The 20,571-nt window shown below is 69.1% G+C and carries 13 protein-coding genes; 5 read left to right on the top strand and 8 right to left on the bottom strand.

Translation table 11 applies throughout. From position 1 onward, the window contains the following. The first annotated feature begins 6 nt into the window (after positions 1 to 6). From ACZYSP_RS10280 to ACZYSP_RS10270, 3 genes are read left to right on the top strand one after another with little or no spacing between them, the layout of a single operon-like run. Entirely contained in the window at positions 7 to 1,080 is a 1,074-nt protein-coding gene (locus tag ACZYSP_RS10280) for a sensor histidine kinase (protein WP_143062572.1), read from the top strand. Further along, a complete protein-coding gene (locus ACZYSP_RS10275; protein ID WP_093049334.1) occupies positions 1,077 to 1,823 on the top strand; it encodes a LytR/AlgR family response regulator transcription factor in 747 nt (248 codons plus the stop codon). The genes ACZYSP_RS10280 and ACZYSP_RS10275 overlap by 4 nt, the downstream gene beginning before the upstream one ends. Next, entirely contained in the window at positions 1,820 to 3,103 is a 1,284-nt protein-coding gene (locus ACZYSP_RS10270) for an AI-2E family transporter (RefSeq protein ID WP_093075622.1), read from the top strand. The genes ACZYSP_RS10275 and ACZYSP_RS10270 overlap by 4 nt, the downstream gene beginning before the upstream one ends. Positions 3,104 to 3,340: 237 nt before the next feature. Here the strand turns inward: ACZYSP_RS10270 and ACZYSP_RS10265 are convergent, their stop codons facing one another. After that, positions 3,341 to 3,832, bottom strand: coding sequence for a winged helix-turn-helix transcriptional regulator (locus ACZYSP_RS10265; RefSeq protein ID WP_093049340.1), 492 nt, complete (start codon positions 3,830 to 3,832; stop codon positions 3,341 to 3,343). Positions 3,833 to 3,931: 99 nt separating this feature from the next. Between ACZYSP_RS10265 and ACZYSP_RS10260 the strand changes: the two genes are divergently transcribed. Further along, on the top strand, positions 3,932 to 4,327 hold the full coding sequence (locus tag ACZYSP_RS10260) for a tautomerase family protein (protein WP_093049343.1): 396 nt from the start codon (positions 3,932 to 3,934) through the stop codon (positions 4,325 to 4,327). On the opposite strand, the gene ACZYSP_RS10255 is transcribed toward ACZYSP_RS10260, so the two are convergent. Together ACZYSP_RS10255 and ACZYSP_RS10250 are read right to left on the bottom strand one after the other, a co-directional pair. Beyond that, a complete protein-coding gene (locus ACZYSP_RS10255; protein ID WP_489014080.1) occupies positions 4,321 to 5,577 on the bottom strand; it encodes an MFS transporter in 1,257 nt (418 codons plus the stop codon). The two genes, ACZYSP_RS10260 and ACZYSP_RS10255, sit on opposite strands and share 7 nt — an antisense overlap. Next, positions 5,564 to 6,088 (bottom strand): GNAT family N-acetyltransferase, encoded by a 525-nt coding sequence (locus tag ACZYSP_RS10250; protein WP_093075619.1) that lies wholly within the window; start codon positions 6,086 to 6,088, stop codon positions 5,564 to 5,566. Before ACZYSP_RS10250 ends, ACZYSP_RS10255 begins: the two co-directional genes overlap by 14 nt. Before the next feature lie 48 nt (positions 6,089 to 6,136). Here ACZYSP_RS10250 and ACZYSP_RS10245 point away from each other — a divergent pair, with 48 nt between their 5' ends. Continuing rightward, positions 6,137 to 7,063 carry a LysR family transcriptional regulator gene (locus ACZYSP_RS10245; protein ID WP_093075617.1) on the top strand — a complete coding sequence of 309 codons (927 nt, stop codon included), beginning with the start codon at positions 6,137 to 6,139 and terminating at the stop codon, positions 7,061 to 7,063. A gap of 21 nt (positions 7,064 to 7,084) precedes the next feature. On the opposite strand, the gene ACZYSP_RS10240 is transcribed toward ACZYSP_RS10245, so the two are convergent. From ACZYSP_RS10240 to ppc, 5 genes are all read right to left on the bottom strand, one after another. After that, positions 7,085 to 8,335, bottom strand: a complete 1,251-nt coding sequence (locus tag ACZYSP_RS10240) for an MFS transporter (protein WP_093075616.1) — start codon at positions 8,333 to 8,335, stop codon at positions 7,085 to 7,087. Between the two features lie 197 nt (positions 8,336 to 8,532). Beyond that, entirely contained in the window at positions 8,533 to 9,066 is a 534-nt protein-coding gene (locus tag ACZYSP_RS10235; protein WP_093075614.1) for a hypothetical protein, read from the bottom strand. 109 nt (positions 9,067 to 9,175) lie between these two features. Then, the gene (locus tag ACZYSP_RS10230) at positions 9,176 to 17,341 is read right to left on the bottom strand and encodes a glycoside hydrolase family 94 protein (protein ID WP_489014076.1); all 8,166 of its coding nucleotides are present in this window, start codon (positions 17,339 to 17,341) and stop codon (positions 9,176 to 9,178) included. After that, entirely contained in the window at positions 17,338 to 17,556 is a 219-nt protein-coding gene (locus ACZYSP_RS10225) for a hypothetical protein (RefSeq protein WP_093049364.1), read from the bottom strand. The genes ACZYSP_RS10230 and ACZYSP_RS10225 overlap by 4 nt, the downstream gene beginning before the upstream one ends. A gap of 163 nt (positions 17,557 to 17,719) precedes the next feature. Then, positions 17,720 to 20,563, bottom strand: coding sequence for a phosphoenolpyruvate carboxylase (ppc, locus tag ACZYSP_RS10220; RefSeq protein WP_093049367.1), 2,844 nt, complete (start codon positions 20,561 to 20,563; stop codon positions 17,720 to 17,722). Positions 20,564 to 20,571: the final 8 nt, after the last annotated feature.

Here is a 20,571-nt window from a genome sequence, read left to right as displayed (position 1 = left end):
TCTGCGATGCGCAACCCGGCGATTTTATCGGCCAGCTCTACCCCCACGCCCCCGTCATCGTCGGAAAGGGTGCGCACGCCCCTGCGCGGCGACCCATCGATCTTCGACGCCTGCCAGATCGGGGTGGTGCTGCGCACCGTGGTGTTCGTCGAGGCGGTGGTGGCCATCGCCACCCTGTTCGTGGCCTCCACGCCCGGCGAATGGCTCGTGCAGACGGCCACGGTCACGGGCGGGGCCCTGCCAGCCACCCTGATGTGGCTGGTGAGCGCCTGCGGGCTCAAGAAGCCGCTGCGGCGCCTGCCGAAGCAGTGGCAGTACGCGGCCGGGGCCGTGCTCGGCGCGGTGTCGGCGCTGTATGGCTGTGGCCTGCTGCGGCTGACGGGTGTTCTTGCCAGTGCGCCGTGGCTGGCCAGTGCGTTGACCGGAGCCCTGTTCGCGGGGCTGGTGATGGCCGCGATGGTGCTGCGCGCCCGGGGCCAGACGCCGGCGGCGACCACCGCGCGGCTCGAAGAACTGCAGTCGCGCATCCGCCCCCACTTTCTGTTCAACACGCTCAACAGCGCCATCGCGCTGGTGCGCGAAGAGCCGGCCAAGGCCGAGACCATGCTCGAAGACCTGGCCGAGCTGTTCCGCCAGGCGCTGGCCGACCCGGGCGAATCGTGCACGCTGGCCGACGAGATCGCGCTGGCCGAGCGCTACCTGGCCATCGAGCAGGTGCGCTTCGGCGACCGCCTGCGCATCCGCTGGGACCTGGACGCCGCCGCCAGCAACGCGCGCCTGCCGCCCCTGCTGCTGCAGCCGCTGGTCGAGAACGCCATCAAGCACGGCGTGGAGCCCAGCCCCGAGGGCGCCAGGCTGCGCATCCGCACCGAGCGGCGAGGTTCCATGGTGGTGATCGAGGTGGTCAACAGCCTGCCGCCGCTGCGCTGGGCCGACGAGCCGCTGCCGCGCGGCCACGGCATTGCGCTGGCCAACGTGCGCGACCGGCTGCGGCTGCTGCACGACATGCAGATGCAGTTCAGCGCCGGCATGGACCAGAAAAGCTACCGGGTGCGCATAGCGATCCCCGCCGAATCATGACCCTCAAGACACTCATAGTTGACGACGAAGCCCTGGCGCGATCGCGCCTTCGCACGCTGCTGCGCGACTGCACATCGCCCGCCGCCGAAGTGGTGGCCGAGGCTTCGCAGGGTGCCGAGGCGCTGCAGCACCTGACGACGATGGCACTCGACCTGGTGCTGCTCGACGTACACATGCCTGGCGTCGACGGCATCGAGGTGGCGCGCGCGCTGCGCAGCCGCTCCGATGCGCCGGCCGTGGTGTTCGTGACCGCGCACGCGACCCACGCGGTGACGGCCTTCGACCTCGATGCGGTCGACTACCTCACCAAGCCCGTGCGCGCCGAGCGCCTGCAGCAGGCGCTGCAGAAAGCCGAGCGCTTTCTCAAAGAGCGCCGCGCGCTGCAGGCCGAGGCCGTGCCCGAGACGGTGCTGATCCAGGACCGCGGCCGAGCCGAGCGCGTGCCGCTGTCTGAAGTGCTCTACCTCAAGTCCGAATACAAGTACCTCACCGTGCGCACCGCCACGCGCAGCCACATCCTCGACGGCTCGCTCAACGAGTTCGAGGAGCGCTATCCGAACCGCTTCCTGCGCGTGCACCGCAATGCGCTGGTGGCGCGCTCGGCGATTCGCGCGCTTGAGAAATACGACGACGGCGAGGATGCCGAGGGCTGGGCCCTGCGCCTCGACGCCATTCCAGAACCCGTGGCCGTGTCGCGTCGCCAGCTTGCCGCGGTGCGCGAAGTGCTCAAGGAAGCGCGATGAGCGACGACAAGCCCGCGGCTGCCGAGGCGCCACCGCCGCCTGAGCCAAAGCCGGAACCGGCTGCCGAGCCACCGCAGGCCGCAGCGGTCGAGCCCGCACCTGCGCCCGAGGCGCAAGAGCCCGAACCGGTCACCGAGCCTGAACCGGAGCCAGAGCCGCCCACGCCCGCACGCGACCGCCTGCTGCTGCACATGCCCGTCGACGTACGCAGCGCCTCGCTGGTGGTGCTCGCGGTGCTGGCCAGCGTGTTCGCGCTGCAGTGGGGCCAGGCCGTGTTCATTCCGCTGATGCTGAGCCTGCTGCTGACCTACGCGCTTTCGCCGCTGGTGGACCTGCTCCATCGCTGGAAGCTGCCGCGCTGGATTGGCGCGGCGCTGATCCTCGTGGGGCTGTTCGGCGGGCTGGGTTGGACCGGCTATTCGCTGTCGGGCAGCGCCTCGCAATTGCTCGATTCGTTGCCGGTGGCCGCGCAGAAGCTCGGCCAGGCCATGCGCCGCGACAAGGGCGCCAGCGCCACGCCGCTCGAAAGCGTGCAGCAGGCCGCCGCGCAGCTCGAAAAAGCAGCCGAAGAAAACTCCGCCCGCGTCGCAGCGCGCAAGGGCGTGGCGCGCGTGGTCATCGAACGGCCGGGCTTCAACGTGCGCGACTACCTGCTGAGCGGCACCGTCGGGCTGCTGAGTGCGATGGGGCAGCTCACGCTGGTGGCTTTCCTCACTTACTTCGCGCTTTGCTCGGGCGACACCTTCCGCCGCAAGCTCATCAAGATCACCGGGTCGAGCCTGCAGAAGAAGAAGGTCACGGTGCACGTGCTGGACGACATCACCCGCAACATCGAGCGCTACCTGCTGGTGCAGATACTGGTGAGCGGGGTGGTGGGCGTGGCGACCGGGCTGGCGTTCTGGGCCCTCGGCGTGGAGAACGCGGCGGTGTGGGGAATCATCGCGGCAGTGACCAACCTCATTCCCTACATCGGCTCGGTGATCGTGCTGGCGGCCGCGGGGCTGGTGGCCTTCCTCCAGTTCAACAGCCTGCAGATGGGCATCGTGGTGGGCGGCGTGTCGCTGGCGATCCACACGATCATCGGCAACCTGCTGATGCCCTGGCTCACCAGCCGCACCAGCCGCATGAACCCGGTGGCAGTGTTCGTGGGCGTGATTTTCTGGGGCTGGCTCTGGGGCATCTGGGGCCTGCTGCTGGGCATTCCGATCACGATGGTGATCAAGTCGATCTGCGACCGGGTGGAAGACCTGCAGCCGATCGGGGAGCTGCTGGGGGAGTAGGCCTAGCCCAGCAGGGCCTTCAACTCGCCAGCCGCAGCCGTGAGGATCTCCCGCGAAAGAGCCTCGTCGTTGACCGCACGCGACAGCGACACTGCACCCACCAGCGAAGACAGCGCCGAGAATCGGGCGACCGGCTGCAGTGGGTGGGGAACGTGAACGGCGCCGAGACCGTCTACGAGAGCGACCCCGGCGTCGACTTCGGTACGCGGCTGCAGCTGTGGCTGCTTTTCCCGTTCATCAGCGAGAGCCTGCTTTAGTCGCTGTTGTTGCCGTTGCCGTTCTTGCCGGCAGTTTCTTCACGAAGGTGAGATCCGGGTCCAGCGGCTTTCCATCGCGCGTGCGCAGGTCGATCTTCGGCACCGGCTTGCCGCTGTCGCGCTCGAGCAGCACCGAATGCCGCTCGCCCTTGGCGTACAGGTGCGCTTCGCCCCAGTGCCGCAGGCCCACCACCACGGGGAATAGGCCCTTGCCCTTGGCCGTCAGCACGTACTCTTGGTAGAGCGAGCCGTCGGAGGCGGGCACGAGGTCGAGCACGCCTTCCTGCACGAGATTTTTCAGCCGGTCCGACAGGATGTTCTTCGCGACACCCAGGCTCTGCTGGAATTCGCCGAAGCGCTTCATGCCGTCGAACGCATCGCGGATGACGAGCAGCGACCACTGGTCGCCAACGATCTCGAGCGCGCGTGCCATCGGGCATGCGTCGGTTTTGAGGCTTCTTCTTCGGGCCATGGCTTTTCTTCCTGCGTTGGGCGCGAGTTTAGATCGCAATGGCCGTTCGGTTGCAGAGTAAAACTGCAATGACTAGCATCAGCCTGAAGGAATCCCCACATGCCCTATCTCCAACTCGATGTGAACGGCCGCCACCCCGTGGCCGACAAGAAACGCCTCGCCAAGAAACTCAGCGAAACCTACGCGCAGATGATGAGCGTCGACATCCGCCGCATCAGCATCGCAATCCGCGAAGTGGGCGAGGGCGGCGTGTGGCGCATGGTGGACGGCGAGCCCGCCGAGGTGTCGGTGCTCATGTGCGACATCCGGCGCGGCCGTTCGGCCGAACTGCGGCTCGAAGTGGCCAAGGCGCTGTGCCGCGACTGCATCGAGATCCTGGGCCTGCGCGAAGACCGGCTCAACGTCGAGTTCACCCAGCATTCGGGCGACGAGATGTACCACCCGACGCTCGGCGGCTACAGCCCCGAGTGGTCCGAGGGCGAAGAAGCTCAGTGAGCAGCAGCCGCGTGTGCACGGTGCAGCCGTGAGAAGCGCGCGATCATCAGCGGCCCCAGCAGTGCGCCCAGCCCGACCGAACTCCACGCCGCCACCCAGCCGTGCGTGCTGCCCAGGCCGAAGCGCGTCTGCCCCCAGTCCAGCGCGAGGCCGAACACCCACGGGCTGAGCGCACACGCGCCGAAGCCCATCACCGAACGCACCGAATACGCCACGCCCAGCCGGTGCGGCGCCACCACGTCGGCCAGCGCGGTCGAGTAGACCGACGAATCCGCGATGGCGAGCAGGTTGTAAATGGCGGCGGCCGCAGCCAGAAGCCACAGCGGCCAGCTCCACATCCAGCCGAAGGCGAAGGACATGCACAGGCTTGCGACGGTGGCGATCATCATCACCCGCGCGCGGCCAAGCCGGTCGGAGGCTGCGCCGCCCGCGATGCTGCCGAACACGCTGACGAGGTGCGCCAGCGCGGCAAGCGCGATGCCCGCGCCTTGCCACGATGTCGCCGTGCCCGACGACGCCACCAGATAGGCCGGCAGCCACGCCCACAGCGCCATGAGCTCCCAGCAATGGAAGGCATAGGCCCAGTTGCCAGCCATCGCGGGCTTGTCGCGTACCGTGGCGGCCAGCGCGTGCCAGGTGCCTTCGCGGACCGCGCCAGGCACGGGCGCCGAAGGCGGCCGCATGCGGCGCAGCGCCTGCAGCGTCAGCAATGCGCCCGCCACGGTGCAGCCCGCCGCGACCAGCAGGCCCAGCCGCCAGTGCTGCAGATGGCTGAATGCCGCCACCACCGCAAGCGAGAGCGCATAGCCCATCGACGACGAACCGATGAAAAGGCCCATCGCACGCCCACGTACGGCGGGCTCGGTGTTGCGCGCCAGCAGCTGCAGGCCCGGCGTGTACGAGGCCCCCGCGCACAGCCCGGCCAGGCCGTAGAGCAGCATCGCCGAGAGATGGTCGCGCGCGAAGATGGCGAAGGCCAGTGCCGCCATCGCGCTGATGGCGCTGCCGGCGAAGAAGATGCGGTGCGGCCCGTAGCGGTCGGCCAGCAGGCCCACGGCGAACAGCGAGCTCATGTAGCCCACGTGCCAGGCGCTCTGGATCGAGCCGGCCTGCGCGGCCGTCATGTGCCAGTCGGCCATCATGAACGGCAGCACGCCGGAATAGGCGGTGACGATCATCGCCTGCAGCAGCCGGCTCGTGCACAGCAATGCCAGCCAGCCGCGCTGCGGGGCGGGCTCAGCGCAATGCACGTTGCAGGAGCACGGTGTCGACCCACTGCCCGAACTTGAAGCCGATGTCGCGCAGCACGCCGACCTGCTCGAAGCCCAGGCTCTCGTGCAGCCGCAGCGAGCCTGCGTTGGCGCTGTTGCCCACGCACGCCACCATCTGCGTGAAGCCGCCGTCGGTGCAGCGCCGGATCACTTCGCGCAGCAGCGCCTTGCCGATGCCATGGCCGTGCATGCCTTGCGCGACGTAGATCGAGTCTTCCACCGTGTGCCGATATGCGGAGCGGGCGCGGTAGGCGGTGGCGTAGGCATAGCCGACCACCTCGCCGTCCTTCAGCGCGACGAGGTAGGGAAGGCCGCGCTGGAGCACATCGGCGCGGCGCGCCTGCATCTGGTCGACGGTGGGTACTTCTTCCTCGAAGGAGCACAGGTCGTTCAGCACGTAGTGGCTGTAGATGGCCTGCACGGCGGCCATGTGATGCGGCTCGGCGTCGAGGATTTCAACGGTGGCGGAAGTGAGGCATGGAGATGACATGGCCCGATCTTGACGATCCACACTTGATAAGTGAAGCTTCGCTGAGCTATGCAAGGCATAAGAAATACTTTGGATAAATCACTGAATCTAGACCAGCTCAGGTCCTTCGGGCTGGTGATCGAAACCGGCAGCTTCTCGGCAGCGGCCGACCGGCTAGGCATCTCGCAGCCGGCCGTGAGCCTGCAGATTCGCCAGCTGGAGCGCCACTTGGCGGTGCGCCTCGTCGAGCGGGTCGGCAAGCGCGCGAAGGCCACGCCAGCGGGCATGGAGCTGCTGCGCCACGCGCAACACATCGAGACCGCGGTCGAGAACGCCGTCGATGCATTGGCCGACCATGCCAGCGGCATCGCGGGCCGCGTGCGGCTGGGCACTGGCGCGACGGCCTGCCTGCATTTCCTGCCGGCCGTGCTGCGCGGACTGCGCGAGCAGTTTCCGGAGCTGGGCGTGGTGGTCAGCACCGGCAACACCGAAGACCAGGCGCGCAAGGTGGAAGAGAACAGCCTCGACCTCGTGCTGGTCACGTTGCCGGCGGCTGGGCGTTCGTTGACGGTGATGCCGGTGCTCGACGACGAGTTCGTCGCAATCGGCCGGGCAGACCTCGCACCGCTGAAGGCGAGGGTGGCGCCGGCCGATCTGGGCGCGCTGCCGCTGGTGCTGTTCGAGCCCGCTGCCAACACGCGCAAGCTGGTCGACCGCTGGTTCGCCGCCGGTGGCCTGCAGCCGCAGCCCGTAATGGAGCTGGGCAGCGTCGAGGCGATGAAGGAGATGGTGGCCGCGGGCTTGGGCTATGCCATCGTGCCCGGCATGTCGATGGTGGGCCGCGGCGCCCACCCCGAGCTGAAGACCAGCCGCCTGAATCCCCGCATGCACCGCACGCTGGCCGTGGTGATCCGGCGGGACAAGCCCGTCAACAAGGCCTTGCGCGTGGTGCTCGATGCGATCGTGGCGGCCGGAAAGAAGCCCGGCCGCCGCTGATCGATCTTCTTCGGTGCCGCGTTATTCCGGAACCGCAGCCAACGACGCACCACCGCGTGCCCGGCCCAGCGTACCGACGATGAGCGCAGCGATCAGCACCAGCACGCCGCTGAGCACCATCGCGCTGGAGATGCCGAAGTTGTCGACCGTCACGCCGCCGATCAGCGCGCCGGAGGCAATCGCCACCTGGAAGCCGCTCACCAGCAGGGCCTGGCCGGCTTCGGGTGCGTCGGGCACCGCTTCCATCATCCAGCCCGTGAGCGCCACGGGGATCAGGCCGAAGGCCACGCCCCAGATCACCACCACCACCGCGCCTGGCACGAAGCCGGAGCCGATCACCGTCGTCAGCAGCAAGGCAGTGGCGAGCATCAGCGCCGCCAGCAGGGTGGTGCCGCGCACGCTGCGCGCCACCAGGCTGCCGCCGACGAAGGTGCCGACGAAGCCCACCGCGCCGTAGACCAGCAGCAGTGTCGAGACCGAGTTGGGCGCCAGGCCGAACACCTGCTGCAGCAGCGGCTTCAGGTAGGTGTAGGCCGCGAAGTGGCCGGCGATGAAGAACAGCACCGCGAGCAGGCCGACCTGCGCCATGCGGCGCGTGAGCGGCGTCAGCAGGTCGCGTGCGCCGATGGCGCGCACCGGCGGAATCGCGGGCAGCAGCCACAGCTGCACCAGCAGCACGACGGCCGCCAGCGCACCGGTCACTGCGAACGAGGCACGCCAGCCGAACAGCGTGCCGAGGAACGAACCTGCCGGCACCCCGAGCACCGTGGCGGCCGACACACCGGCCAGCACCAGCGACATGGCGCGTGCCTGCGAGGCATGCGGCACCAGCTGCGTGGCGGCGGCGGGCGCAAAAGTCCAGAAGCCGCCGACGCACAGGCCGAGCAGCAGGCGCGCCACCAGCATCGTGCCGAAGTTGGGCGCGAAGGCGGCGAGCAGGTTCGAGGCAATCAGCAGCGTGGTGAGCGCGATCAGCACGGTGCGGCGGTCGAGCTTGCCCGACGCCACGATCAACGCCGGGCCGGCGAATGCGGCCAGCACGCCGGGCATGGTGACCATCAGGCCGGCCGTGCCGTCGGACACGTTGAGCCCGCGCGCAATGTCGGTCAGCAGGCCGATGGGCATGAACTCGGTCGAGACCATCGCGAAGGTGCCGACGGCGATGGAGCTGACGGCGAGCCATGCGGAGCGGGACGCAGGCACTGGTGCGGAGACCGGCGCCGGTGCAGCGAGGTCGTCGATGCACGGGTTGCTGCTTGGGGAATTCATCATGGGAAGCGGTCCTTGGAAGCATCGGCGACGCCTGGGCCAATGCTGGTGAAGAGGCATTGGAGTGTGCGAGCCGTCGCCTCCGCGACAAAGACGCCGGGGAGCAGTAGTCAGTTTCCCTGGGGCGAACAATCGACCCTTTTGATGGCTGTAGCCATCCGCGTATCCGTATTTGCTGGCTTTGCTGGCGCGGTCCGCAGCTACAGCACCCGGCCGTCGGCGATGAACGAGTCGCCGATCAGTACACGAAAGGCCGCACCCTGCGCAAACTTCGGTTGCGCCACGGCCGGCGAGAGGAATTCGACCTCCAGCGCCGCAGGCTTGCCGCGCTCCAGCGCATCGCCCGGTGGCACGACCCAGCGCGCCGAGAAGCCTTCCTTGTCGATCACCAGTGCGCAGCGGTATTCGCCCGGCGCAATCGGCACGTCCTGCGAGGGCAGCGCGGGCTTGCGGAAGGTGAGCTCGACGCGCGCATGCGGCGTGAAGGCGCCTGCCGTGTCGAAGCTCGGCGGCATGACGGCCGGCGCACTCGGCGCACGGCGCGGGCGCTTGCTGATGAGCCATGCAATCACGTTGCCGATGATCGGCACCCACAGCACCATCAGCAGCGTGGCGATGTCGCGCGTGGTGGTGCCGGGTGTCGCGTAGTGACGGACGACGGCGCCACCGACGGCCACGCACAGCAGGACGATGACGATGACCTTGCGGCGGAACTGGATCTTGGTGGTGCTCATGTTCTGGGTGGCGCCGCTTCGGGAAGCGATGGAATGTCGGATGCGTGATCGAGTCACGACTTCTGATGCGAGGTCTGGTTGCGAGTCTAGGGCCACCGCGAGTGCCGGCTCATCCCACCCGCAGCACCGCATCGGTCGGCAGCGCCTGCCAGTCGATCCATTCGCCCACCGCCAGCTGATGCGTGGAGGCGGCAGCGCCTTGCAGATCGCCCCATTGCAGCGTGAGCTTGCGCGCGCCGAGTCGCAGTGCGATCTCGAAGCCCGGCCAGTGCGCAGGCACGCGCGGCGTCAGCGAGAGCTGGCGACCCTTCACGCTCAGGCCCAGCAGCGTTTCGACCGCCGCACGGTGCAGCCACGCGGCCGAGCCGGTGTACCAGCTCCAGCCGCCACGGCCCACGTAGGGCGCGGCACCGTAGATGTCGCCCGCCATCACGTAGGGCTCCAGCTCGTAGGCCGGGCCGCGCTCGGGGTGCTGTGCGCGATGGGCAGGGCTCAGCCCCTCGAAGCTCCGCCACGCGGCCTCGTGGTCGCCCTGCAGCGCCTGCGCCATCAGCGCCCACACCGCGCCGTGCGAGTACTGCCCGCCGTTCTCGCGCACGCCGGGCGGGTAGGCCTGGATGTAGCCCGGGTTGTTGCCCGAACGCGCGAACGGCGGCGTCAGCAGGCGCAACAGGCCGGCCGGTTCGTCGTGCAGCAGTTTCTTGACGGATTCCATGGCCGGCCCCGTGTGCGCCGCGTCCGAGGCGCCCGACAGCACCGACCACGCCTGCGCAATCAGGTCGATGCGGCATTCGTCGTTGGACGACGAGCCCAGCGGCGCGCCGTTGTCGAAGAAGGCGCGGCGGAACCACGCGCCGTCCCAGCCCGCGTCGTGCAGCGCGGCGATCCAGCCGGTGCGTGCCGCGGTCCAGCGCGCGGCGCGTTCGTGCTCGCCGCGTGCCTGGGCCAGCGGCGCAAACTGCGCGACCACGCTGCACAGGAACCACGCGAGCCACACCGATTCGCCGCGGCCTTCGTTGCCCACGCGATTCATGCCGTCGTTCCAGTCGCCGGTGCCCATCAGCGGCAGGCCGTGCACGCCGGTCTTCAGGCTGCGGTCGATGGCGCGCGCGCCGTGCTCGAACAAGCTGGCCATCTGGCCGCTGCGCTGCGGCGCGTAGTAGGCGTCTTCGGCACCGTCGGGAATGGCGGGGCCTTCGATGAAGCCGGCCATCTCGTCGAGCAGAGATGCATCGCCCGTCACCTCGACATAGTGCGCCGACGCGTACGGCAGCCACAGCAGGTCGTCAGAGAAATGCGTGCGCACGCCGGCACCGCCGGGCATGTGCCACCAGTGCTGCACGTCGCCTTCGGGAAACTGCCGCGCCGCGTTGACCAGGATCTGCTCGCGCAGCCGCGCCGGGTCGGTGAGCGCGAAGGCCATCGCGTCCTGCAGCTGGTCGCGAAAGCCGAAGGCGCCGCCTGCCTGGTAGAAGCCCGCTTTCGACCAGAGGCGGCAGGCCAGCGTCTGATAGATCAGCCAGCGGTTGACCAGTGCGTCGAACAGCGGATCGGGCGTGCGCACCTGCAGGCGGCCGAGCAGCTCGTCCCAGAAGCCGCGCACCTGCGCCAATGCTTCGGGCACGTCGCGCTGGCGCCAGCGGCGCGCGAGCTCGAGTGCGGCGTCGGCGCTGTCCGCGTGGCCCAGCACGAAGGTGAAGCCCGCGGTACCGCCGGCCGCCACCACGAACTCGCCGCCGATGGCCGCGCAGGCGTCGAGCCCGCTGCCGGCGCGCCGTGCGAGCGTGTCGGGTACTTCGACCATGCCGCGATCACCGAAGAATTCATTGCGGTCGCAGGTCCATTGCGTGGCACCTTGCAGCCCCGCCAGCAGCAGGAAGGCCGTGCTGCCGCCGAAGCCCGCGCCCGATTCGCGCTGCTGGCCGAACACTGCCGGCTGGTCTTCCGGCTTCCAGCAATGCACGGTGCGCCGCGTGCCCCGCGCGTCGCCGAGCTGCCACTCGGCCATGGCCAGTGCGCGCAGGCGGCGCGTGCCGGTGCCGCCGTTTCGCACGCGCACATGCACGAGCTTGACGGCCTCGTCGCGGTCCGCGAAGAAGGTGGTTTCCAGCGCGAGATCGTTCGCCTTGTGCTCGAACACCGTGTAGCCCTGTCCGTGCCGAACACGGTGGCGTGCGCTGCCCGCGCTGCCGCCGGCAGGTGTCAGCGGCAGCATCTCGCGCGAAGCAAGGTCCTGCAGCAGGTAGTGCTCGAAGGCCGGGTCCTGCACCGGATCGTTCGACCACGGCGTCACCTGGTGCATGCGGCTGTTGCCGGCCCAGGTGAAGCCTGTGCCCCACTCGGACACCTGGAAGCCGAAGCCCGCATTGGCGATGACGTTGATCCACGGCCGTGGCGTGCGCCGGCCCGCGCCGACCTCGAAGCGGAACTCGCCGGAGCCGGCGTCGAAGTCGCCGGTCGGGGCGGTAGCCGATGGCGTCGGGGCAGGGCGCGGCAGCAGGGGCACGCCCGGCAGTGCGGCGGCGTCATTGACCATCGATGCCGTGTCGTTGCGGGCCTCGTGCAGCGCAGCCACCTGCACTTCGAGCGGGCGCCCGTCGGCCGTGAAGACCGCGCGCGCCAGGCTGGAGAACGCGGCCTTTTCCGAGGGCACCACGTCCTGGTCGCGCAGCAGGTAGAAGCCGGCCGTGTCGTTGCGCGGAAAGCTGTTCTGCGTCTGCTGCGCGACGCGCGCGCGCAGGCTTTCTATTTCGCGCTGCAGCGGCATCAGGTACGAGTTGGGCTCGCTGTTGAGCACCACCAGGTCGCAGGCCACGCCGCCGAAGCCCCACCAGGGCTGGGCGCGCAGCAGCGTGTTGATGAGCCCCATGCCGATCATCGAATGGATGTGCACCAGCACGATGGGCTTGTCGCCCGAGATGCCGAAGCGCCAGATCTGCCGCAGGTCGATCAGCCCGCGGTCGCGCATGACGCGCGGCGTGGTGTAGGTGAGGATGGTCGTCAGGTCCTGCAGCGCCAGGTTCTGCGCGGGCGCGATGCTCAGGTCGCGCAGCCGCACCTGCGCCAGCGTGGCGGCCATGCGGGTGGCGCGCTCCACGTGCATCGGCTGCATGTAGCGGTCGATGCCGGGCATCAGCGCATCGATGTTCTTGTCGGCCGCGGTGGCAAAGCTCAGGCGCGCGGTGGCACCGGGCGCAATCGACAGCCGCACCCGCAGGCAGGCGATGGGGTCGAGCCCGTTGACCTGCTTGCCGTTGGGCGTGAGCGGCTGCGCGTCGAGCGCGGGGTTGGCCAGCGTGCGGTTGCGCCCGATGAAGGCGCGCCGGTCGGTCATGCAGTCGACCGAGAGCACGTGCGCGTCCGCCGAGGCCAGGAAGTGCGCGGCGGCCATCACCGCGTCGCCATGCAGGCGCGGCTTGCGCGACATCAGCAGCGCGCGCCATGCGGGCTCCCAGCGCGACTCGACGAACAGGTTGGCGAAGGCCGGATGCGCCTCGTCGGCCTTGGGGTTCGACAGCACCGGCTCGAAGTACGAGACCAGTTCGAGCGTGCGCGTTTCCTCGCCCGAGTTGTGCAGCGTGATGTTGCGCAGCTCGGTGTCGTCCTCGGGGCTGATGAGCACAGTGGTACGCACCTGCAGGCCGGGGCCGGTCGCGTCGAACTGCACGTGGTCGGCAAGGAAGCGGGTGCGGTAGCGCCAGCCGTCGCCCGGCGCGGGCAGGGCGGTGAGCGAGGTGAGTTCCTGGGTGCCCTCGTCGCGCACGAAGAAGAAGGTGCCATAGCTGTCGCGCAGCGGGTCGTCGCGCCAGCGCGTCACGTTGAACGAATGCCAGCGGCTCACACCGGCGCCGTTGGCGCGCAGGGCAACGGTGTAGCGGCCGTTCGACAGCAGGTGCGTGGGCTGGAAGCCGGGCGCCATCGGGTCGACAAGGCGGGGCTGGAACAGCGGCGCCAGCTCGGCCTGGCTGGGCTCGGGCGGCGTGCGCGGATCGGCGCTGCCGATGATCTGCCGCGGCGTGCGCTCGTGCAGCAGCGACTCGTGCGCCTGCACCAGCGCGGCGCTGCCGAACCAGCGGCGCGGCGCATCGGCGCACAGCACATTGCACAGCGCCACCAGCGACATGCCCTGGTGGTGCGCCATGAAGTTGCGCACCACGGTGAAGTCCTGCCCCTCGGGTTGGCGCGAGACGGTGAAGTCGACCGCGTCGTGAAAGCCGAACTCGCCGCGCGCGCCGAGCGATTCGAGCTGTTCCAGATTGATCACCGCCGCCCCGGGCGCGAACGGCGCGGCCATGGCGCTCGCATAGGGCGCCACCACGCGGTCGGTGGGCGGCGTGCGCCGCAGCGCGAGGCGCGGCACGCCGAAGGGCGAGTACTGGTAGGCCAACGAGTGGTCTTGTGCGAAGTAGGCCGATTCGGAAACGCCCCACGGCAGGTTCTGCGCCCGCCCGAAGGCCTGCTGCTCGGCGATGGCGGCGGCGTTGGCCACTTGCAGCAGGCCGTCGGTGGGCTCGGTCATCACCAGCGCGGGCATCACGTACTCGAACATCGAGCCCGACCACGACTTCAGGCTGGGCCGGAAGCCCACCAGAAGGAACGGTCGGCCCAGTGCCATCCAGTGGCGGCGCGGCACGTCGCCCTTGGCAATCGCCAGGAAGCTCAGCAGCCGCGATTCGGAAGCCAGCAGGTCGTAGTAGCTTGCGTCGAGCACGTTCTCCTCGACCCGCAGGCCGATATGGAACAGGTGACGCTTGGGGTCGTAGAGGCCGCTGAAGTCCATGCCGGCGTGCAGTGCGTCGCAGCGCACGGCCAGTGCTTCGAGCGCGGGCGCTTCATGCGGCTGGCAGCCTTCGGCGGCGAAGGCGCGGCAGGCCTGCGCCACGGCCACGAGGTGGCCCGCAAAGTTGCCGCTGTCCACGCTCGACACGTAATCTGGCGGCAGCGGCTTCAGCGTTTGCGTGTCGTACCAGTTGAACAGGTGGCCGTCGTGCTTCTGCATGCGGTCCACGCTGTCGAGCGTGGCGGCGATGCGGGCGAGCAGGGCGGCGGTGTCGATCCACCCGAACTCGCGCGCGCAGCAGGTAGCCAGCAGGTACATGCCGATGTTGGTCGGCGAGGTGCGATGCGCGACGGTGGGTTGCGGCTCCAGCTGCAGGTTGTCGGGCGGCAGGTGGTTGTCGTCCGGACCCACCACGTGCTCGAAGAAGCGCCATGTGTCGTGCGCAAGCTTTTCGAGGTAGGTGCGCTGGTCGGTGCTGAGCGGGTCAGGTGCCTTTGCTTCAGAACGGCTGCCCCACCAGGCCGCGACCGGCGCCAGCGCCCACAGCACGAACAGCAGCGTGCCGATCACGGGGTATGCGCTCCAGTGCGCCGCCACGGCGAGCGCGAGGCACGCCACGCTGCTCGCGGCGGCATTGCGCACAAAGGGCGCGAGGCGACCGCTCGATTGCGCCTGCGCCTGCGCGGCCGTGGTCCATTCGAGCAGATGCCGGCGGCTGACCACGAGGCGCCATGTCGCGCGGAACCATGCGTCGAGCAGCAGCCGCGTCTGCGCCGCGAGTTGAACGAACTGCCAGGCCGCGCCGGCCATGGCACGCAGCAGCTCGACCGCGCCCACGTCGAAGAAATGGCGCAGCTCGATGGCGCGGCGCGTGGGCACCAGCCCGGCCAGCGCGCCGAGCAAGGGCCCGAGTGTGAGCGCCGACGCCACGGCCGCCAGCGCCCAGCCCAGCGGCATGGCCTGCGTGAAGATCACCAGCACCAGCAGCGCGAAAGAAGCCGGCACCACCAGTGAGCGGCGCAGGTTGTCGCTCATCTTCCAGAGACCCAGCGCATCGATGCCGAAGCGGCGCGCGCGCCACATCAGCGGCAGCAGCTGCCAGTCGCCGCGCACCCAGCGGTGCACGCGCGACGCCGCAACGCCGGCATGGTGCGGATGGTCCTCGACAAGTACGACGTCGCTCACCATCGCGCAGCGCGCGACCGTGCCTTCGAGCAGGTCGTGGCTGAGCACTGCGCCGTCGGGCAGGCGGCGATCGAGCGTGGCGTGCAGCGCACGCACGTTCAGCAGGCCCTTGCCGGTGAAGGAGCCGCTGCCGAACACGTCCTGGTAGATGTCGGAGGCGCCGCTGCCGTAGGGGTCTAGCCCGCACTGGCCGGCGAACACCCAATGGAAGAAGGAGCGCTCGTGGCGCTGCGGAAACGGCGTGACGATCCGCGGCTGCAGGATGCCGAAGCCGGCGACCACGCGCTGGCGTTGCACGTCGATTTCGGGCGCGTTGAGCGGATGCGCGGCAATCGACACCAGGTCGCGCAGGGCGCCCGGCGGCAGGCCGGTGTCGCTGTCGAGCGTCAGCACATACGGCGTGCGGCCGGCGGCGAGCCGCAGGCCCGGTGCGAGCGGCAGGAAGCCGCTGGCGTCACCGGCTGCGAGCAGGCGCACCAGCATTTCGAGCTTGCCGCGCTTGCGTTCCCAGCCCATCCAGCGCTGCTCGGTGTCGCTCCAGCTGCGCGGGCGGTGCAGCAGCAGGAAGCGTGGCGCTTCGCCTGGCGCCACGGGGTATTTGGTGTTGAGCGCGGCGATGCGCTGCAGGGCGTCGTCGAGCAGGGGGCCGTCTTCGGGCAGCGAGGCCAGCGGTGCATCGGCCCAGTCGGTGAGCAGTGCGAACTGCGCATTTGTTTCGCGGTTGGCGAGCCAATGCAGTTCGAGCCGGTGTGCGAGCTGCGCGTTGTTCGCGGTCGAACCCAGCAGCGTGGGCATGACGACGAGCGCGCGGTGCCGCTCGGGAATGCCGTTCGCAAAGTCCAGGCGCGGCAGGCCCTGCACTCGCACCGACTCGGCCATGATGCGTTGCGCAAGCGCGAGCAGCGCTTCGGACAGCGGCCACGCCAGAAGGACGAGCGCCAGCACGGTGGTCCAGTCTTCGCGGTGCGGCAGGCTGTGCACCACGGCGAACAGCAGCAGCGCGGTGCCCAGCGCAACGGAGCCGACGTAGACGGGCAATCGCCAGCCGCGATGGCTGCGTGCCTGCCGCGTGTCGGGCGCCCGCCCGGCACGGCCCGCATGACCGTTCGATTGCAGCGCCGCGATGAGCGCGGGCCGGCCCTGGCCGAAGAGGTAGTAGCCGGCGGTGCCGTCGGCGCGGTCGGTCTCCGCGCCCGCGTCGTCGGCCGGCGCGCTGGCGGCCAGTTGCACCACGGCTTGCGCGATGGCGCGCTCGGGCTGTTCGCTGCTGCGCGCCACTTGCTCCATCGCATGCGTGATCTGCTGGCGCGTGAGTTCGCTCTCGTTGGCGAAGCTCGGCAGTTCGCGCAGCACACGCAGCGAACGGCTCACGGGCTCGATCAGGTCGCTCCACTCGACCTGGCCGATCATGTGCAGCGTGGTGATGATGTTGCCGACCGTGAGATTGGCGGCGGCCTGTGCGTTCTGCGCTTCGCCGATCAGTGCCGGCCCGTTGGGGCAGTGCTGCTCGGTCCAGCGCACCAGCGCGGGCATGTCTTCGCCGTGCTCGACGGGCAGGCGCTGCCACAGCTGCGTGAGGTAGTTGTCCTGCAGGCCGTGGCTTTGCAGCGCGCGGTAGAGCACGTCGAGGTCTTGCACCGAAAGGTGCGGCGCGGCGTCCCATGCGGCATGCGCAATCTCGCGCGCCACCTTGTTCTCGGCAATGCTCTCGGCCACGCGGCGCAGGTTTTCGAGCAGCACCACGCGCAGGGTGGTGGGCAGCGCCCACAGCTCGCCGAGCGTGAGCTCGTCGATGTCCTGATAGGCATTGAGGAAGGCGGTGAACAGCGTCTTGTTGAGCACGCTGTCGGTATGGGCCACGTAGGCCCATGCAATGCCGTACACGCGCGGCAGCCCCGCCAGCGGCGGCGCGGCGAGCTTGGGCAGGCGCGCGTAGTAGCTGCGCGGCACGCCGTCGTGAATCTGCTGGAGCTGCGCCTCGACCAGGTGGAAGTTGTCGAGCAGCCACTCGGCCGCGGGCGACACGTAGCGCCCGCTGAGCGAGATCAGCGCGATGTAGTCGAAGGCGTTGCGCAGCGACGCGAGGTTTTCGTCCACGCGCGGAAAGAAGGGCGCGCCCTCGCGCGCGAGGCGGCGGTCTTCTTCCACCACCTGGGCGCGGGCGAGGCTATGGCCGTGCTGCTCGAAACGCTGGATGCCGAAGAGTTCGGCGCGGATCGGTGCGGCTACCGGATCATGCGGGCCGAGCAGCAGCGCCCGGGCGTACGGACTGAGTCCCTGGAGACGGTCGACGACGGCTGCGGCGCTCAAGCGATGGCGAAGAGACCGATACCCAGCACCACGGCCACGCAGGCGATCGTGACGATGCGGCCCGCAGCGAGCGCGCGCACCCGTTGCATGTGGCTTCGCAGCGAGAACCAGCGCCCGTGAGCGCGCGCGCAGTGGCGCATGTGGGAGGCCAGCGCCTCGGCGTCGTTGCCGACGAAGTCGATGGGCGAATGGGTGAGGGACTGCGGGACTGGCATGGCAACGGGCTCCTTGTAACGACTTCGAGCTGCCGCGCGATTGCGAGAACTGTGAACGTGTCCGACCGTACCCTTTTAAATGACCTTACAGGTGCCTGATTGCCGATGCCAGACGTAGGAAAGGGCGCCGAAGCGCCCTTTGCCGTGGTCGGAATGGGTGTGGTCAGCCCGTGTTGCGCAGCCCCGCCGCCACCCCGTTGATCGAGATGTGGATGCCGCGCTGCAGCCGCTCGCCGCCGTCGCCCGCGCGGTAGCGCCGCATCAGCTCGACCTGCAGGTGGTGCAGCGGGTCGATGTACGGAAAGCGGTGGCGCACCGAGCGTTGCATCTCGGCATTGCCTTCGAGCCGCTGCTTCGCGCCGGTGATGAGTGTGAGTGCGTCGGAGGTGCGGTGCCATTCGGCATCGATCATCGAGAACACCTTCTGGCGCAGCTTGCGGTCGGTGACCAGCTCGGCGTAGCGCGAAGCCAGCGCGAGGTCGCTCTTGGCCAGCACCATGTCCATGTTCGACAGCAGCGTGCGGAAGAAGGGCCACTGCTCGTACATGCGCTGCAGCAATGCCTGGCGCTCCTTCTTCCCTGCAGCCGTGCCCGCTGCGGCGAGGAACTGTTCGACGCCCGAGCCGAAGCCGAACCAGCCAGGAATGGTGAGGCGGCACTGGCCCCAGCTGAAGCTCCACGGCACCGCGCGCAGGTCGTCGATCTTGTGGCTGGGGTTGCGCGAGGCGGGGCGCGAGCCGATGTTGAGCTCGGCAATTTCGCGGATCGGCGTGGAGCCGAAGAAATAGTCGCCGAAGCCCGGGGTTTCGTAGACCAGCTTGCGGTACGCGGCCATGCTGGCGGTCGACAGTTCGCCCGCAGCCGAGAGAAAGGTGGCGGGCGCCGACTTGCCTTGCGGCAGCAGCGTGGCTTCGAGCGTGGCAGCCACCAGCGTTTCGAGGTTGCGCCGGCCGATCTCGCGGTTGGCGTACTTCGAGCCGATCACTTCGCCCTGCTCGGTCAGCCGGATCTGGCCGCGCACCGTGCCGGGCGGCTGCGCGAGGATGGCCTGGTAGCTCGGGCCGCCGCCGCGGCCCACGGTGCCGCCGCGGCCATGGAACATGCGCAGGCGAATGGGGTTGGCCTTCTTCTTGTTGAGCTCGTCGAACAGCGACACCAGCGCGATGCCCGCGCGGTACAGCTCCCAGTTGCTGGTGAAGATGCCGCCGTCCTTGTTGCTGTCGGAGTAGCCGAGCATCACGTCCTGCTCGGCGCCCGAGCGTTCGACGAGCGCCTGGATGTTCGGCAGCGCATAGAAGGCGCGCACGATGGGCGCGGCGTTGCGCAGGTCTTCGATGGTTTCGAACAGCGGCACCACGATCAGGTCGCAGGTCGCGTTGCTGTCCATCGCGCCGCGCAGCAGGCCCACTTCCTTTTGCAGCAGCAGTGCTTCGAGCAGGTCGCTCACCGTTTCGGTGTGGCTGATGATGTAGTGGCGGATGGCCGCGGCGCCATAGCGCGCACGCGAAACGCGGGCGGCAGCGAAGATGGCCAGCTCGCTCTTCGCAAGCGGCGAGTAGTCGGCGTCGGGCACGCGCAGCGGGCGGGCGTCGTCGAGCAGCCTGAGCAGCAGCGTCTGCTTGGCCTCTTCGGCGAGCGACGCATACGAGGGCTCGATGCGAGCGGTGGCCAGCAGCTCGGCGATCACCGCCTCGTGCTTGTCGGAGCTCTGGCGCAGGTCGACCGTGGCCAGGTGAAAGCCGAACACCTCGACCGCGCGAATCAGCGGCAGCAGGCGCGGCGCGGCAAGCACGGTGCCGTGCTTTTCTTCGAGCGATTCGGCCACGGTGCGCAGGTCGGCCAGGAACTCTTCGGCCGTGGCGTACGGGTTCTGCGGCGCGACGGCGTGGCGCGCGGCCTCGCCGCCGGTGAGCTCGCGCAGCGTGGCCGCAAGGCGCGCATACACACCGGTGAGGGCGCGGCGGTAGGGCTCGTCCTTGCGGTGCTCGTTGGTGTCGGGCGAGCGTTCGGCCAGCGCCTGCATCTCGACCGTCACATCGACCAGCGTGGCCGACAGCGACAGCTCGCCGCCCAGGTAGTGCACTTCGGTGAGGTAGTGGCGCAGCGCCAGCTCGCACTGGCGGCCCAGGGCGTATTCGAGCGTCTGGGCGGTGACGTTGGGGTTGCCGTCGCGGTCACCGCCGATCCACTGGCCCATGCGCAGGAAAGGCGCGACCGAAGGCGTGTGGCCGCCCTGGGCGAGGGCCTTTTCGAGGTCGGCGTAGACGCGCGGAATCTCGCGCAGGAAGGTGGCTTCGTAGTAGCTCAGCGAGTTCTCGATTTCGTCGGCCACCGTGAGCTTGGAAAAGCGCAGGATGCGCGTCTGCCAGATCTGCGTGACGCGGGTGCGCATCTGCGTTTCGTTCTCGGCAAATTCGAGCGGCGAGAGCGCATCCTTGCCGCCCGCATAGGCGCTCTGGCGCAGCCTGATCTCGTCGCGCACGGTGAGCAGTTGCGCGATGGCGCGCTCGGCATCGAGGATGCTCTTGCGCTGCACTTCGGTCGGGTGCGCGGTGAGCACCGGCGACACATAGCTGTGGGCCAGCGAGGCGACGATGTCGTCGGGCTTCACGCCGGCCTTGCGGATGCGCGCGAGTGCCGTTTGCAGGTCGCCCTCGACGCTTTCGCCGGCGCGTTCCGTTTCCGTGCGGCGGCGGATCTGGTGGCGGTCTTCCGCAAGATTGGCCAGGTGGCTGAAGTAGGTGAAGGCGCGAATCACGCGCACCGTTTCGGCCGCGCTCAGGCCCTTGAGCAGGTTCTTCAGCGCGCGGTCGGCGGCGTGGTCGGCGTCGCGGCGGAAAGCCACGGACAAGGTGCGGATCTTTTCGACCAGCGCGTAGGTTTCGTCTCCTTCCTGCTCCCGGATCACGTCGCCGAGGATCCGGCCCAGCAGCCGGATGTCGTCGATCAGTGGCTGGTCTTCGGTCTGGCGGCGCTTGGGGGGAGCAGGGGTCTTGCTGGCTTTCATTCGATGTT

It is taken from the genome of Variovorax sp. F042 (assembly GCF_057814215.1).
This window is presented reverse-complemented; position numbering and strand designations above follow the sequence as displayed.